Origin of the sequence: Sorangium sp. So ce185 (genome assembly GCF_051526825.1) — a bacterium.
In the GTDB taxonomy this organism is placed as follows: domain Bacteria; phylum Myxococcota_A; class Polyangia; order Polyangiales; family Polyangiaceae; genus Sorangium; species Sorangium cellulosum_D.
In genome coordinates, this window is record NZ_CP150316.1 from 4400606 (window position 1) to 4414353 (window position 13748).

The 13748-nt window shown below is 71.6% G+C and carries 13 protein-coding genes; 11 read left to right on the forward strand and 2 right to left on the reverse strand.

Going from position 1 to position 13748, the window contains the following annotated elements:
* The first annotated feature begins 257 nt into the window (after positions 1-257).
* From WMF26_RS16255 to WMF26_RS16295, 9 genes are all read left to right on the forward strand, one after another.
* The gene (locus tag WMF26_RS16255; RefSeq protein WP_438001070.1) at positions 258-2558 is read left to right on the forward strand and encodes a putative monovalent cation/H+ antiporter subunit A; all 2301 of its coding nucleotides are present in this window, start codon (positions 258-260) and stop codon (positions 2556-2558) included.
* A gap of 3 nt (positions 2559-2561) precedes the next feature.
* Positions 2562-2981, forward strand: a complete 420-nt coding sequence (locus WMF26_RS16260; RefSeq protein ID WP_438001071.1) for a Na+/H+ antiporter subunit B — start codon at positions 2562-2564, stop codon at positions 2979-2981.
* The gene (locus tag WMF26_RS16265) at positions 2978-3325 is read left to right on the forward strand and encodes a Na+/H+ antiporter subunit C (protein WP_061624825.1); all 348 of its coding nucleotides are present in this window, start codon (positions 2978-2980) and stop codon (positions 3323-3325) included. The genes WMF26_RS16260 and WMF26_RS16265 overlap by 4 nt, the downstream gene beginning before the upstream one ends.
* Positions 3322-4833, forward strand: a complete 1512-nt coding sequence (locus tag WMF26_RS16270; RefSeq protein WP_438001072.1) for a proton-conducting transporter transmembrane domain-containing protein — start codon at positions 3322-3324, stop codon at positions 4831-4833. The genes WMF26_RS16265 and WMF26_RS16270 overlap by 4 nt, the downstream gene beginning before the upstream one ends.
* Positions 4830-5303: a Na+/H+ antiporter subunit E gene (locus WMF26_RS16275; RefSeq protein ID WP_061624827.1), complete on the forward strand. Its 474-nt coding sequence runs from the start codon at positions 4830-4832 to the stop codon at positions 5301-5303. Before WMF26_RS16270 ends, WMF26_RS16275 begins: the two co-directional genes overlap by 4 nt.
* Positions 5300-5566, forward strand: a complete 267-nt coding sequence (locus tag WMF26_RS16280; RefSeq protein ID WP_061624828.1) for a monovalent cation/H+ antiporter complex subunit F — start codon at positions 5300-5302, stop codon at positions 5564-5566. Before WMF26_RS16275 ends, WMF26_RS16280 begins: the two co-directional genes overlap by 4 nt.
* Positions 5563-6183 carry a monovalent cation/H(+) antiporter subunit G gene (mnhG, locus tag WMF26_RS16285; RefSeq protein WP_438001073.1) on the forward strand — a complete coding sequence of 207 codons (621 nt, stop codon included), beginning with the start codon at positions 5563-5565 and terminating at the stop codon, positions 6181-6183. The genes WMF26_RS16280 and mnhG overlap by 4 nt, the downstream gene beginning before the upstream one ends.
* 131 nt (positions 6184-6314) lie before the next feature.
* Entirely contained in the window at positions 6315-6743 is a 429-nt protein-coding gene (locus tag WMF26_RS16290; RefSeq protein WP_438001074.1) for a hypothetical protein, read from the forward strand.
* A gap of 130 nt (positions 6744-6873) precedes the next feature.
* Positions 6874-8343: a protein adenylyltransferase SelO gene (locus WMF26_RS16295; RefSeq protein WP_438001075.1), complete on the forward strand. Its 1470-nt coding sequence runs from the start codon at positions 6874-6876 to the stop codon at positions 8341-8343.
* A gap of 13 nt (positions 8344-8356) precedes the next feature.
* Here the strand turns inward: WMF26_RS16295 and WMF26_RS16300 are convergent, their stop codons facing one another.
* Positions 8357-9445 carry a HisA/HisF-related TIM barrel protein gene (locus tag WMF26_RS16300; protein WP_438001076.1) on the reverse strand — a complete coding sequence of 363 codons (1089 nt, stop codon included), beginning with the start codon at positions 9443-9445 and terminating at the stop codon, positions 8357-8359.
* A 438-nt stretch (positions 9446-9883) separates the two neighbouring features.
* On the opposite strand from WMF26_RS16300, the gene WMF26_RS16305 reads away from it, so the two are divergent.
* Together WMF26_RS16305 and WMF26_RS16310 are read left to right on the forward strand one after the other, a co-directional pair.
* Complete coding sequence (locus tag WMF26_RS16305) at positions 9884-11434, forward strand: outer membrane protein assembly factor BamB family protein (protein WP_438001077.1); 1551 nt, start codon at positions 9884-9886, stop codon at positions 11432-11434.
* Between the two features lie 326 nt (positions 11435-11760).
* Positions 11761-12621, forward strand: coding sequence for a hypothetical protein (locus tag WMF26_RS16310; RefSeq protein ID WP_438001078.1), 861 nt, complete (start codon positions 11761-11763; stop codon positions 12619-12621).
* Positions 12622-12678: 57 nt separating this feature from the next.
* On the opposite strand, the gene WMF26_RS16315 is transcribed toward WMF26_RS16310, so the two are convergent.
* Entirely contained in the window at positions 12679-13722 is a 1044-nt protein-coding gene (locus WMF26_RS16315) for a glucose 1-dehydrogenase (RefSeq protein WP_438001079.1), read from the reverse strand.
* Positions 13723-13748 lie beyond the last annotated feature (26 nt).

Here is a 13748-nt window from a genome sequence, read left to right on the forward strand (position 1 = left end):
AGGACGCGCTGGGACCACGGAGAGGGGACGACGCGCCCGCTTGCCGGCCAAACGCAGGCAGCCGCCGAGGTGGAGCTTGCGCCGTGAGAGCTCTGGCTCCACCCAGTTCATCGACAGGGCGGTTGGAGCCGCTCGTGCTCGCTCGGAGTGGGAGCCACGCGCATGACGCTCGTCCTCGCGACCGACTTTTCCGCGGATGCGCAGCGCGCCGGGGGCAGCCTCGGGCCGTCGCCGGCATCGAAGGGGAACCTGCTGCGATGCTGTGGGCTGTCCTGAGCGTCTTCGTCGGAGCGCTGCTGGCGCCGCCCCTCCATCGCAGGCTCGGCCGCCAGGCCGGCTGGCTCTTCGCGGCGCTCCCGCTCGTTCCGCTCGTGGTCGCGATGCGGTTCGTCCCGAGGCTCTTCGCCGCGGGGGAGGCCCATCACGCGTCGCTGCCGTGGATCCCGTCGCTCGGCGTGGAGCTCGCGGTGAGGCTGGATGGGCTCTCGCTCGTGTTCCTCGGGCTCATCTGCGGCATCGGGGCGCTGATCTTCGTGTACGCGAGCGAATACCTGCGCTCGCACCCGCGGCTCGGGCGGTTTTACGCCTATCTGCTCCTGTTCACGGGATCCATGGCGGGCCTCGTGCTCGCCGACGACGTCATTCTCCTCTTCGTGTGCTGGGAGCTCACGAGCGTGAGCTCGTATCTCCTCATCGGGTGGGACCACGAGCGGCCGGAGGCGCGCAAAGCCGCCTTGACGGCGCTCCTCGTGACGGGCGGCGGCGGGCTCGCCATGCTCGCGGGCCTCGTCCTCCTCGTCGTGGCCACCGGCGAGACGCAGATATCGCGGTTCTCGGGAACCGTCGTCCGCGGGAGCCCCCTCTACCTGCCGATCCTGCTCCTCGTCCTCGCGGGGGCCTTCACGAAATCGGCGCAGGTGCCCTTTCATTTCTGGCTCCCTCGGGCGATGGAGGCGCCCACGCCGGTCAGCGCCTACCTGCACTCGGCCACGATGGTGAAGGCCGGCGTCTATCTGCTCGCGCGCCTGCACCCCACGCTCGGCGCGACGCGCGAATGGACCCTCGTCGTGACGGGCTTCGGCGCCGCCACGATGGTGACGGGCGCGGCGCTCGCGGTCACGCAGAAGGATCTCAAGCGGATCCTCGCCTATTCGACCGTGAGCGTCCTCGGCCTCCTCACGATGCTCCTCGGCATCGGGACCCGGGCGGCCGTCTCCGCGGCGGTGGTCTATCTGGCGGCGCATTCGCTGTACAAGGGCGCGCTCTTCATGACCGCGGGGACCCTGGACCACGAGACCGGGACCCGCGACGTCACCCGCCTGCGGGGCCTCGCGCGGCGGATGCCGATCACCGCGACGGCGGCCGTGCTGGCGGCGCTCTCGAGCGCGGGGGCGCCGCCCCTCCTCGGTTTCGTGTCGAAAGAGCTCTTCTACGAGGCCGTCCTCGCGCCGCCCTCGATGACGGCGGTCCTCGCCGGGGCCGCGGTCCTGTCGAGCGCCCTCCTCGTCGTGGTGAGCCTGGTCGTCGCCCATCGCCCCTTCTTCGGGGGTTCCCCGGCGGCGCCCACGCTCCCCCACGAAGCGCCGCCGTCCTTGTGGCTCGGGCCTGCCACGCTCGCGGCGGCGAGCCTCGTCCTCGGGGTGGCGCCGCGGCTCCTCGGCGACCTCCCGGGCCTGGCGGCGACCGCCATCCTCGGCCGACCCGCGCCGCTCGAGCTACGCCTGTGGCACGGCCTGACCCCCGTGCTCGGGCTCAGCGTCGCGACCCTCCTCGCCGGACTCGGCCTCTTCCGCGTCCTCTCCGGCCGCGAAGCGCGCCTCCTCGACGCCGCCGCGCGCGCCGCCACGCGCCTTGGAGCGTGGGGCCCCGCGCGCGTGTACGACGCTGCCTTCGCGGGGCTCCTCCGGTTCGCGGAGTGGCTGACCCGGCGGCTCCAGACGGGGCATTTGCGCCATTACCTGCTCATCACGGTCCTGACGACGGTCGTGCTCGTCGGGACGCCGCTGCTCCGGAGCCTCCCGTTCACGGTCCCGTCGCTCACCGTGGAGCTCCCGGAGCTCGTGCTCGCGGGCGTGATCCTCGGGTCCGCGGTCATGGCGACGCGCACGCAATCGCGCCTCGCCGTCGTCGCCGCGCTCGGCGCGATCGGCACCTGCGTCATGCTCATCTTCGTGATCTTCAGCGCGCTCGATCTCGCGCTGACGCAGATCATGGTCGAGGTGCTGACGATCGTCATCTTCGTCCTCGTCCTGCACCACCTGCCGCGCTTCGTGCCCCGATCCCCCGCGCGCGTGTGGATCCCGGACGCGATCGTCTCCGTGATCTTCGGGGGCACGGTGACCCTGCTCATCCTCATGTCGTCGTCGCTCTCCCCGGAGCCGATCCTGCGCGAGTTCTTCGTGGAGAAGGGGTACGCCGAGGCCCACGGGCGGAACATCGTCAACGTGATCCTCGTGGATTTCCGGGCGATGGACACGCTGGGGGAGTCCACGGTCCTCTGCGTGGCCGGGATCGGGGTCTATGCGCTGCTCGCGACCCGTACGCGGAAGGGAGCCTGAGCCGTGCCCTCCGTGATCCTGCGCGCCGCGGCGCCGGTGTTGATGGTGCTCCTGATCATCGTCTCGATATACGCGCTCCTCCGCGGTCACCACGAGCCCGGGGGCGGGTTCGTCGGCGGGCTCATCATCGCGTCGGCGTTCTCGCTCCACATCCTCGCGTACGACGTCCCCTCGACGCGGCGGCTGCTCCGCGTCGCGCCCCAGACGCTCATGGGGCTCGGGCTCTCGACGATCCTGCTCTCGGGCGTCATCGGGCTCGTGGCCGGCGGAGCCTTCCTGCAAGGCGTGTGGACGACCGTCCCGGTGCCGGGGCTCGGCGACGTGGCGGTGGGGACGCCGGTGCTGTTCGACGTCGGCGTGTATGCCGCCGTGATGGGCATGGTGCTCATGATCGTCCTCATGACCGCGGAGATGAGCTCATGACGGTCCTCCTCGCGATCGTCGTCGGCGGGCTCTATGCGTCGGGGCTGTTTCTCATGCTCCGGCGCAGCATCGTGAAGCTCGCCTTCGGCCTCGTGCTGCTCGGGCACGGCACGAACCTCCTCATCCTCACGGCGGGCGGCGTCGTCCGCGGCCGTCCCCCGCTGATCCCCAGGGGTGGAGAGGCCTTCCACGCGCCGCCGGCCGATCCCATGGCCCAGGCGCTGATCCTGACGGCGATCGTCATCAGCTTCGCTGTCGTCGCGTTCGCCGTCGTCCTCCTTCATCGCGTTCATCGGACCATGGGCAGCGACGACATCGACTCCCTCGAATCGGCCGACCCATGAAGGTGCTCCTCGTCCTGCCCGTCCTCGTCCCCATGACCACGGCGGCCCTCTCGCTCCTCTCCTTCCAGCGCGCGGGGCGGCACCGCGCGCTCGGCCTCGTCGGGAGCGTCGTTCAGCTCGCCGTCGGCGTCGTCTTGCTCCGCGCCGTGCACCGGGGGGGCATTCAATCGACCCAGCTCGGAGGCTGGCCCGCCCCGTACGGCATCACCTTCGTGGTCGACCTCTTCTCGGCGCTGATGGTCCTGCTCTCGGGCATCATCGCGGTCGTCACGTCGATCTACTCCCTGTCGGACATCGACCGGGAGCGGCGGGCGCGCGGGTTCTACCCGCTCATGCACGTGCTCCTCATGGGGGCGAACGGCGTGTTCGTCACCGGCGATCTCTTCAATCTCTACGTCTGGTTCGAGGTGACGCTGATCGCGTCCTTCGTGCTCCTGGTGCTCGGCAACGAGCGGCCGCAGATGCAGGGCGCGATCAAGTACGTCGCGATGAACCTGATCTCGAGCGCCCTCTTCCTCACCGGCCTCGGCATCCTTTACGGATCCGTGCACGCCCTCAACCTGGCCGACCTCTCGCTCAAGCTGCCGGGCCTCGCGCCGCCGATCCGGCTCACCCTCGCGATGATCTTCCTCGTCGCGTTCGGCATCAAGGCCGCTGTCTTCCCCCTCTTTTTCTGGCTGCCGGACTCGTATCACACGCCGCCCGTGACGGTCACCGCGCTGTTCGCGGGGCTCTTGACGAAGGTGGGCGTCTACGCCCTCGTGCGGATGTTCACCCTCGTCTTCGTGGCCGACGGGGAAGTCACCCACGCGCTCCTCCTCGGGACCGCGGCCTTCACCATGGCCGTCGGCGTGCTCGGCGCGGTGTCCCACCGGGAGGTCCGGCGGATCCTCGCGTTTCATAGCGTGAGCCAGGTCGGCTACATGGTCATGGGCCTCGGCCTGTTCACGTTGTCGTCGCTCTCGGGGGCGATCTTCTTCGTCTTGCACCACGCCATCATCAAGTCGAACCTCTTCCTCATCAGCGGGATCATGCGATCCGACAGGAGAGACGCCCCCCTCGAGCTTCAGGGCGGGCTCCTCGCGCGGAGCCCGGGGCTCTCCGCCTGCTTCCTCGTCACGGCCCTCTCCCTCGCCGGCATGCCGCCCTTGTCGGGGTTCTGGGGCAAGCTCATGTTGGTGCGGTCGGGGCTCGAGGTCGGCTCGCGCGAGGCCGCGGCCGTCGTCGCCACCAGCCTCGCCGTCGGCCTCGTCACCCTCATCTCGATGACGAAGATATGGAATGAGGCCTTCTGGAAGCCCGCGCCCGCCGAGGCCGACCTCGCCGCGCGGGAGGGCGGGGCGCGGCGTCGCGCGCTCCTCTACGCGCCGGTCGTCCTCTTGACGGCGCTGGGCTTCGCGCTCGGGATGGCGCCCGAGCCGCTCCTCGCCGTCGTCCGCCGGGCCGCCGCGCAGCTCGCCGAGCCGACCGAATACGTGCGCACCGTGCTGGGGGAGGGGCGCCCATGAGAGCCCTCGTCCTCAATCTGTTCCTGGCGATCGTCTGGGTGACCCTGCTCGGCCGCGTCACCGCGGGGGGCCTCGCCTTCGGCTTCCTCCTCGGGTACCTCCTGCTCTTCGGGCTCCGGCGCCTGCTCGGCCCCACGACCTATTTCGAGAAGCTGCCGGGGGTGCTGTCCTTCCTGCTCTTTTATGCGAGAGAGATGGTGCGGGCGAACATCAGGGTCGCCCGCGACGTCATTTCGATCAGGCGAAAGAGCCGCCCCGGCATCGTCGCGGTCCCCCTGGATCTGACGACCGATCTCGAGATCACGGTGCTGACGAACCTCCTCGCCCTGACGCCCGGCACCTTTGGCCTCGACGTGTCGAGCGACCGCACGGTCCTCTTCGTCCACGCGATGTTCGTGGACAGCGCCGACGCGCTGCGCGCGACCATCAAGAACGACCTCGAGCGCCGCGTGAAGGAGCTCTTGCGATGACCCCGCTCTTGCTCGTCGCGATCGCCGTCGTCACGGCGGCGTTCGTCGTCGCGTTCATCCGGCTCCTGCTCGGGCCGAGCCTCCCCGACCGCGTGGTCGCCATGGACCTCATGGCGACGGTCGGCAGCGGGGGCATCGCCCTCTACGCGATGGTGACCGACCAAGGCATCCTCCTCGACGCGGTGATGGTGCTGTCGCTCATCTTCTTTCTCGGCACCATCGCGTTCGCGTATTACCTCGAGCGACAGGGGGAGTCGTCGTGATCCTCGAGCTCGTCGAGGGCGCGCTCCTCGTCATCGGATGCATCTTCATGCTGCTCGCGGCCGTGGGCATCCTGCGCATGCCGGACCTGTTCACCCGCCTCCAGGTGACCTCGAAGGCCTCGGTGTTCGGGATGACGTGCATCATCTCCGCTTCCGCCCTTCATTTCCAGGACCCGGCCGTCACGGCCCGGGCCGTCGTCATCATCGCATTCGTGGTGCTGACGATGCCCGTCGCGACGCACTTGCTCGCTCGCGCCGGTTACACGACCAACACGCCCCTCTCGCCCGAGACCGTGGTGAACGAGCTCGCGGGGCAGTACGATCCGACGACCCACACCCTCGCCGGCGCGGAGCCGAGGAGCCGCATGTTCGAGCTCGCGCCCGGGGCCGCCGTCGTCGGCAAGCGCATCGCCGAGCTCGGCCTGCCTGCCGGGGTGCTCATCCGCGCCATTCACCGGGAGGGCGGGACCGTCGTGCCCCGGGGCCAAACGATCCTCGAGGTCGGCGACAGGCTCGACGTGCTCGCGGAGCCGGCAGAGATCGGCCGCGTGCGCGAGATCTTCCTGGCCCGGGCCGCGACGACGGCGACGGACGATCCGGACGGCCATCCGCGATAGGCCCGTCGACGTGGCCGGTGGCGCGGCGAGGAGGTGACGTCCTGGCAGGCGGAGGGCCATTGCCCCTGGAAGGCCGCCTCCTCTACGCTGTCGAGGCCGGCGAGCCGGCGACGCGACCCGAGAGGAGCGCCATGCGACGATTCGCCATCTCTCATCTGCTGATCGCCTGCCTGTCGAGCTGCACGTCCGCGCCGCCGTCCGCGCCCGGGGAGGGGCAGGTCGAGGGGCCACCGCCGCCCGCGGCCGCGTGTCCGACCGAGAAGCTCGCGTTCACCCGGGAGACGGGGTGCGCGAACGATGGATCCGTCGAGTTCTGCCTGCCGGCGGGCGACGAGGCGCTCGTCGCCCGGGTGCGGGGCATCGCGCCCACGATCCAGGAGGGCTCGTCGCCCGGGCGCGCCAGGTGCGATGTGCCCGCGGAGACGCTGTACTTCTTCCCCACCGGAGACGCCGAGTGCGTCGCGCGCCATGGCGCGCTCGAGGGCGCGGCCTGGGACAAGATCTGCCGCATCGCCGCGCTGCCGGAGGTGCGGGCGATCGTGCCGACGTGGTACGAGTGATCGGGGCGCGCCGGGCGCCGCCGCGCTCGCTCGTTTGCGGGGCGGCGCGAGCGCGCGGATTGCAGTAGAACCTCGGCAGAACGACGCGTCTCATGACGCCGATGGCTCCCACCCGCCCCGAGGTTCCCCGATGAAGCTCGCCTTCGACAACACCTACGCCAGGCTCCCGGACCGGTTCTACGCGCGCGTCGCCCCCGCCAAGGTCCGCGAGCCGCGCGTCGTGAAGGTCAACGGCGCGCTCGCGGAGGTGCTCGGGCTCGACGCGGCGCAGCTCGCGTCCGCGGAGGGGGCAGAGGTGCTCTCCGGCAACGCGCTGCCCGAGGGCGCGGCGCCGATCGCGCTCGCGTACGCGGGGCACCAGTTCGGCAGCTTCGTGAACCAGCTCGGGGACGGCCGGGCCATCCTGCTCGGCGAGGTCGTCGGCAAGGACGGCAAGCGGCGCGACATCCAGCTCAAGGGCGCGGGGCGGACGCCGTTCTCGCGCGGCGGAGACGGGCGCGCCGCCCTCGGGCCGGTGCTGCGCGAGTACGTCGTGAGCGAGGCCATGGCGGCGCTCGGCGTACCGACGACGCGCGCGCTCGCCGCCGTGACCACGGGCGAGCCGGTCTTCCGCGAGGAGGTGCTCCCGGGCGCGGTGCTCACGCGCGTGGCCGCGAGCCACCTCCGCGTGGGCACGTTCCAGTTCTTCGCCGCGCGGGGCGACCGCGAGGCGCTCTCCACCTTGGCGTCGTACGCGCTCGCCCGGCACTACCCCGAGGCCGCGGGCAGCGGCAACGACGCGCTGGCGCTGCTCGAGCGCGTCATCGAGGCGCAGGCGAGCCTCGTCGCGCGCTGGCTGGGCGTCGGCTTCGTGCACGGCGTGATGAACACCGACAACACCTCGATCTCCGGCGAGACCATCGACTACGGGCCGTGCGCGTTCCTCGACGAGTACGACCCCGAGAAGAAGTTCAGCTCGATCGATCGCGGCGGCCGCTACGCCTTCGGGAACCAGCCGGGCATCGCCCAGTGGAACATGCTGCGGCTCGCCGAGGCGCTCCTGCCGCTCCTCGCCGACGACAAGGACGAGGCCGTCCGCCTGGCGACCGAGCGCGTGCAGCGCTTCACCGGCCTGTTCGTGGAGGCGCACGAGCGCGTCCTGCGGGCGAAGCTGGGGCTCGCGCGCGAGGAGGACGACGACCTCGCGCTCGCCGCCGATCTGCTGGACCGGCTCGCGTCGAACGGCGTCGATTACACCCTCTTCTTTCGCCGGCTGTGCGCGTCGGCGGAGGACACCGCCGCGGACGCGCAGGTGGCCTCGCTGTTCGCGGAGCCCGGCGCCTTCCGCGACTGGGCCGAGGCGTGGCGCCGGCGGCTCGTCAGGGAGGACGTCACGCCGGAGGCGCGCGCGCGCGCGATGCGGCTCGTCAACCCCGCGTTCATCCCGCGCAACCACCGGATCGAGGCGCTCATCCAGGCGGCCGTCCGCGGCGACTTCGAGCCCTTCGAGACGTTCGTGCGGGTGCTCGAGCGCCCGTACGAGGATCAGCCGGAGCTCGCCCACCTGAGCGAGCCCCCGCAGCTGGAAGAGCGCGTGCAGTACACGTTCTGCGGGACGTGATCGGCGCGGCCCCTCAGTCGGCCACGAAGCCTTTCCATCGCCGCAGGTACCCGGCGAAGGTCTCGGAGACGCCGCGCTCGAGCAGCTCGGCGCGCGTGAGCGGCGGCCGCCGCGGCTCCCAGGCGGGATCGGCGATCCGCTGCGGCCAGTCGGGGTTGGCGATGCCGGCGCGCCCCAGCGCGACCGCGGTGGCGCCCTTGTCGAGGAGCGCCTCGGCCTCGGCGCGCGTCCAGACGCCGCCCGCGACCACGAGCGGCAGGCTCGGCCCCACCACCTCCCGGAACAGCGGCAGCGGGTGGGCGTCGGGGCGCTTCCGCGAGGGCTTGCTCGCGTCCCACAGCGAAAGGTGGAGGAAGTCGGCGCCGTCCTCGACGAGCCAGCGAGCGAGCTCGAGGTTCTCGTCGAGGTCGAGCCCCTTGGCCTGGCCCCAGTCCTCGGGCGACAGGCGCACGCCGACGACGAAGGACGCGGGCACCGCGGCGCGGACCGCCCGGAGGGTCTCGCGCAGCAGGCGCGCCCGGTTCTCCCACGCGCCGCCCCAGCGATCCGTGCGGCGGTTCTGGGTGGCGGACAGGAACTGGCCGAGGAGGTAGCCGTGCGCGCCGTGCAGCTCGACGCCCGCGAAGCCGGCGAGGAGCGCCCGCGCCGCCGCGTCGCGGAAGCGCTCGATGACGCCGAGGATGTCTTGCTCGGTGGCGGCGCGGGGGACGGGCAGGTCCGGCTCGGCGACGGCGCTGGCGCTCCACGTGGGCAGGCCGGACACCTGCGGATTGGCGCGGAGGCCGCCGTGAAAGAGCTGGACGAGGCCCAGGGCGCCGGGGGCGGCGACCGCGGCCGCGAGCCGGCGCAGGCCGGGCAGGAGCCGGTCGGCGAAGACGCCGAGCTCGCCCTTCCAGGCATGGCCGTCCTCGGCGACGTGGGCAGCGCAGGTCTCGACCACGCCGAAGCCGCCTTGCGCGCGGCAGGAGAGCCAGCGGAGCTCGTCGTCGCCCAGGGAGCCGTCGTCGTGGCTTTGCCCGTTCGTGAGCGGGGCGAGCCAGACGCGGTTCCTGGCGGTGAGGCCGTTCGGGAAGGAGAAAGGCGAGAGCAGGGGTGAGGTCACGGGGCGAGTGTGTAGCATTCGCCGGGCCACACGCGCTCCGTGCTGCGCGCGCTCGGGTCGCGGCGGGGATGCGCGGCGCGCTGGCAGGCAGCGGCGGCGGCGCGACGCGCGGCGGGACCGGCGGCGAGGCGCGGCGCGGACGCGACGGCGCTTGTCACGTCGCTGCGCGCCGGGCAGGCGTTCCGCACCCTGCTGCGGCCGCAGCAGCGCGCCTGCCGCGCGCGGCGGTGAGCCGCAGGCTATCCCGAGGTGCTCAAACCTGCGTCGCGGTATCCGTACCTCGGCCATGTCACGGGCGCTTCGGCCAACCTCTCTATCCGATTGACACGCAGCCAGATCCGGCGTGACGTATGTCCGGGGCGTCGTGTTGCAGCAGCGGCGGAACGAACGAGCCGGGCCGCCGAGCGCCGCTCACCTCGATACCCCAGGAGGATCATCATGAAGCGCATCTTCTGGGCGCGGTCCGCGGTCGCGGCCGCCGCATGTCTCGCCGGGCTCTATATCGCCCAAGGTCGCACCGCCATGGGCACGGGCACCGGGCGCTGGACGATGTACGGCAGGGATCTCGCCAATACGCACCACGCGACCGGCGAGAACGAGATTGGGACGTCGAACGTCGGTTCGCTCTCCGTGAAGTGGGCCTTCACGACGACTGGCATCGTCCCCGCGACGCCGGCCGTCGACCACGGCGCGCTGTACTTTCCGGACGGGGGCGGCAACCTGTACAAGCTCGACGCCGAGACCGGGGCCCCGATCTGGACGCGCGCGATCCCCAGCCTCACGGGCACGGCGGACGCCGTCTCGCGCACGAGCCCCGCGCTCCACGGCCACATGCTGTTCGTCGGCACCCAGGCCGGCGCGCACATGCTCGCCGTGGACAGCCGCACCGGCGATCTCCTGTGGAAGACGCAGCTCGACCCGCACCCCGCGGCGATCATCACGCAGTCTCCCGTCGTGCACGGCGGGCGCGTGTACGTGGGCGTCTCCTCGCGCGAGGAGCTCTTCGCGGCGGACAACGCGTATCCGTGCTGCTCGTTCCGCGGCAGCGTGGTCGCGCTCGACGCGGTGACCGGGGAGGTGCTCTGGCAGCGCTACTTGGTCCCCGCCGGTTTCACCGGCGGCGCCGTCTGGGGCGGCGCGCCCGCGATCGACCTCGGGCGTCGCACCTTGTACGTGACCACCGGCAACAACTACACCGTGCCTCCGGCCGTCTCCGCGTGCGTGGAGGCGGCCGGCGACGACGCCCTCGCCGTGGAGGCCTGCCTCCCGGCCGACAACTACATCGATGCGGTCCTCGCGCTCGACCTCGACACCGGCGCGCTGAAGTGGGCGCGGCGGCTCCAGGGCTTCGATGCATGGACGGGGGCGTGTTACTTCGGCGGCGACTGGTGCCCTGATCCGGCGGGCCCGGATTACGACTTCGGCACGGGCGCCACGCTGTTCTCGGCCGGCGCGGGGGCGGAGCGCCGCGATCTGGTCGGCGCCGGCCAGAAGAGCGGCATCTTCTGGGCGCTCGACCGGGACGACGGGAGCGTGGTGTGGAGCACGCTGGTCGGCCCCGGCGGGGAGCTGGGCGGCATCATGTGGGGAGTCGCCGTGGACGAGAGCCGGATCTACGTGCCGATCGGCAACAACGGCGGGGTCGAGTACACGCTGGAGCCCTCCGGCCAGGTCGTCTCGTGGGGATCGTGGAGCGCGCTCGACACCGCGACGGGCGACATCCTGTGGCAGACGCCCGATCCCACGCCGGGCGCGCAGGATCGGGGGCCGCTGACGGTCGCGAACGGCGTGCTCTACGCCGGCTCGATGAGCGGCAACGTGCACGCCCTGAGCGCCGCGACGGGCGCGATCCTCTGGAGCCATCCGGCCGACGGCTCGGTCAGCGCCGGGCCGGCGGTGGCGAACGGCACGGTGTACTGGGGGAGCGGCTACGAGAGCTTCGGGATCGGCACGCCGGGCAACACGCTGTTCGCGTTCAGCTTGCCGTAGCGCTGCCCGCAGGCAATCCGCAGATCGAGCGCGGCCCGCGCTCCGATCGCCCTCGCTATCGCCATCGCGTCGGCCAGACGTCCCTGGAGCGCCTCGACCGACACTCCTCCTGAGCAAAGCACGTGGCGAATTGTCGCAGTGGGGCGCGCGTGCAGGTCGCGCGTGAAAGGTAACGACACGTGATGACATGTCCTCATCGGGCTCCGGCGCATCGTTGCAAACCCCTCTCGTGCGCTTTTTTCAACAGACGCTCAGCCCGCACGCCTGGATCGTGACTTGCAATCTCACGGAACATGCATCGACACACCGCTCTCGGACTGACAATCATGGGTCTCTCGCTGACGCTCGGCTGCGTCGGCGAAGTTGAAACCGCGGAGGCGCTCGACGAGAGCGCCGATGCATTCTCGACGGCGCCCGGCGAGCCGAACCACGAGGAGATCACCCACACGGCCCTGTCGTTCCTGAAGCCCTCCGTGCTCACCGCCCTGAAGGTCGGGAACGTGTCCACGGACGTCGCGTTCCATTTCAGCAACGCCGCCCACTTCGATGACTGCAACTTCAGCGGAGGCGCCGCCTTCGTCGCCGCGAGTCAAGCCGAGGCGGTGCGCGCGCTGGGCCCGGGCATTCCGCTCCTGGACGGGGATGCCCGGGCCATGCTGGCCTTCGGGCGTTCGCTCCACGCGGTGCAGGACTTCTACGCACACACGAACTGGGTCGAGCTCGGCGGCGACGTCCTCGTGGACGAGTCGCTCACCGCTTTCCCCGCGCTCGCGCCGTATTCCGCGATCCCGTCGACGGGCTTCATCGTCGTGCAGGGCGACAAGCCGAAGCGAGCGGCGGTGACGCGCGACGCCCGCGCACCGTACCCGAAGTACGCCATCGTGACGGTCCGGGTCGAGCGGAAGAAGGCCTATGGGCTCGTCTCGGGTACGGTCGAGTACGAGCAGGGGGACTACTGTCCGCCTCCGGTCGCGATGACGCACGACGAGCTCAGCAAGGACAAGACCTCATTGACCGATCGCACGGCGCAGCACCTGGCGGCGAAGTCGCTCGCCGTCCAGCAGACACGTCATGAGTGGTGCCGGCTCAACCAGCTGGCGCACGACGCGTGGGGCGACGCCGGGACCGCGCGCCTCGCGGCGTGGGTCGCCGACCCGAGCTCGGCGCCCGACTGCGCTATCGAGTGACCCACAAGGGCCGTCTTCCGCGGGCCCGAGAGGTCCCGCCTCCGGCGGCGCCGGCGCTCACGCGAAGGCGATGATGGGCTTCACGTCGGCCGGCTTTCGCACGAGCGCCTCGGCCCAGCGGTCGAGCGGGACCCGGCGGGTGAGGAGGCGGTCGAGCCAGCCTTGATCCGCCCGGGCGAGCGACGCGGCGGCCGCCTCGTAGTGCCGCCGATTCGCGTTGACCGTGCCGAAGACGACCGTGTTCTCGAGCACCATCTCGCGGTTCAGCCCCTGCACGTCGACCGGGAGCGTCCGCCCGCCCGACGACACCCCGGCGAGGCACACGAGGCCGACCGGCGCCACGACCAGCATCGCGTCGTAGATGAGCCGCCCGACGCCCGTGCACTCGATGACCACGTCCACGCCCGCCCCGGCCTCCTGCACGCTGCTCGCGTGGTACGTCGCCCCGAGATCGCGCACGAGGCCGGGCTTCGGCCCCTCGGTCACCCGGTCGAGCACGCGCACCTCGAGGCCGCGCTCCACGCCGAGCAGCGCCGCGAGCAGGCCGATGGGGCCCGCCCCCGTGACGAGCACGCTCCGCGGCTTCCAGCTCGTCCGCGCGCCGATGCGCTCGATCTGGTCCCACGCCTTGGCCACGACGCTCGCCGGCTCGAGCAGCACGCCGCGCTCGCCGAGCTTCTTGTCGACGACCACCGCGAACTCGGGCTCGATGCGGTACCGCTCCGAGGCGTAGCCGTCGATCGCCTTGATGCCGCGCTCGGTGTAGCGGCCGTTGCGGCACATGTCCCACTCGCCCGCCGCGCAGCTCGCGCACGGGACCGGATCGGGGCGGCGCACGATCCCCACCACCCAGTCGCCCCGGTCGAGCCCGCTCCCGGGCGGCGCCTCGAGCACCTCGCCGAGCGACTCGTGCCCGATCACGAGCCGCGCCTTGCCCGGCGGCGCCCACCCGTAACCGCCGCCCACGATCTCGACGTCCGTGCCGCACACGCCGACGGCGAGCGTCTTGACCAGCACCGGCCCGTGCGCGCTGGGCGGCTCGGGGATGTCGTCCAGGCGCCCGGAGCTCGGTTTGCCGGGCTCGACCGTGATGGCGCGCATCGAGCTCTCCTTTCTTCGTGTGAGCC

Coding starts and splice junctions, on each gene's coding strand:
- WMF26_RS16275 (WP_061624827.1), top strand. CDS start 4,830: ATGAGAGCCCTCGTCCTCAATCTGTTCCTGGCGATCGTCTGGGTGACC.
- WMF26_RS16295 (WP_438001075.1), top strand. CDS start 6,874: ATGAAGCTCGCCTTCGACAACACCTACGCCAGGCTCCCGGACCGGTTC.
- WMF26_RS16270 (WP_438001072.1), top strand. CDS start 3,322: ATGAAGGTGCTCCTCGTCCTGCCCGTCCTCGTCCCCATGACCACGGCG.
- WMF26_RS16255 (WP_438001070.1), top strand. CDS start 258: ATGCTGTGGGCTGTCCTGAGCGTCTTCGTCGGAGCGCTGCTGGCGCCG.
- WMF26_RS16280 (WP_061624828.1), top strand. CDS start 5,300: ATGACCCCGCTCTTGCTCGTCGCGATCGCCGTCGTCACGGCGGCGTTC.
- WMF26_RS16265 (WP_061624825.1), top strand. CDS start 2,978: ATGACGGTCCTCCTCGCGATCGTCGTCGGCGGGCTCTATGCGTCGGGG.
- WMF26_RS16310 (WP_438001078.1), top strand. CDS start 11,761: ATGGGTCTCTCGCTGACGCTCGGCTGCGTCGGCGAAGTTGAAACCGCG.
- WMF26_RS16290 (WP_438001074.1), top strand. CDS start 6,315: ATGCGACGATTCGCCATCTCTCATCTGCTGATCGCCTGCCTGTCGAGC.
- WMF26_RS16305 (WP_438001077.1), top strand. CDS start 9,884: ATGAAGCGCATCTTCTGGGCGCGGTCCGCGGTCGCGGCCGCCGCATGT.
- WMF26_RS16315 (WP_438001079.1), bottom strand. CDS start 13,722: ATGCGCGCCATCACGGTCGAGCCCGGCAAACCGAGCTCCGGGCGCCTG.